Origin of the sequence: Massilia sp. CT11-108 (assembly GCF_047302915.1) — a bacterium.
Taxonomy (GTDB): Bacteria; Pseudomonadota; Gammaproteobacteria; order Burkholderiales; family Burkholderiaceae_D; genus Telluria; species Telluria orientalis.
In genome coordinates, this window is record NZ_JBKYMO010001013.1 from 1 (window position 1) to 947 (window position 947).

A 947-nucleotide genomic window follows, 5' to 3' on the forward strand; every position below is an offset into this window, starting at 1 on the left:
CGTGCGGCTCGTGCGCGAAGGGACGGGCACGGTCACCCGTTTCGATCCCCTCTACGCGCCCGGCGACGAGGGCAGGGCGGGCGGCGAAGCGTCGCACCGCGCGCACTACTGGATCGCGCGGCGCGATTACGCGACGGCAGCCGTCAGCCCGGGCCACGAGATGCGCATCGCCCTCGTCGACGCCGATTTCCATCCGCTGGACGCGGCCGGCGCCACCCTGTCCACGGACCTGACGTGCAGTAACCGCGACGTGCCGTCACGCCTGCCTTACGGCCAGCCGCAGGGAGACTTGCGCTGCGACGAACTGTCCACGCTGGCGCCCATCCGCATGCTGAGGAAACCGACACGAGGCCGGCGCTTCGGCGGCACGCGCGGGTCACACTGGCGCCTGATCGCCCACCTGGCGCTGAACCACGCGGGCCTGACGATGGCCGGTCTCGCCGATTTCCAGAAAATGCTGGCGCTGTACGATTTGCCGCGGTCCCCGGTCGCCCAGCGCCAGATCGCGGGCATCGTGGGACTCGAACACGGCACGGTGCGCGCGTGGGTGGGTGCGGCGCCGGTCGCGAGCCTGATGCCGGGCATCGGCATCCGCCTCACCGTCGACGAGGAAGCGTTCGCGGGCACGGGCCTGTATCCGTTCGTGCAGGTGCTCGACCAGTACTTCGCGCTGAACGGCCACCTGAACTGCTTCACGCGGCTGGAAGTCGTGTCGCAACAGACCGGCCGCGAAATCATCGCCTGCTCTCCACGCACGAGCGGCGGCCGAGCAGCGCGTTGGTGCCGACGATCGTCTGCTCGCCCGGGGCCAACGGGTCCCAGTGGCCGATGCCCTCCTGTACGCGCACGGCCACGCCGAAATGACTGGACAGCACCCGGCCCAGCACGGCCCCCGACACGGGCCGCCGGCGCAGCAGGCCGGCGAACGCGGCCAGCGCGGTGTCCGG

The 947-nt window shown here is 71.3% G+C and carries 1 protein-coding gene and 1 pseudogene; one reads left to right on the forward strand and one right to left on the reverse strand.

The window, feature by feature from the left end:
• Positions 1-10 precede the first annotated feature (10 nt).
• Positions 11-697, forward strand: a pseudogene (locus ACEN88_RS32790) (type VI secretion system baseplate subunit TssF); the annotation flags it as partial.
• Between the two features lie 37 nt (positions 698-734).
• Here the strand turns inward: ACEN88_RS32790 and ACEN88_RS32795 are convergent.
• Complete coding sequence (locus tag ACEN88_RS32795) at positions 735-899, reverse strand: type VI secretion system baseplate subunit TssG (RefSeq protein ID WP_413346453.1); 165 nt, start codon at positions 897-899, stop codon at positions 735-737.
• Positions 900-947 lie beyond the last annotated feature (48 nt).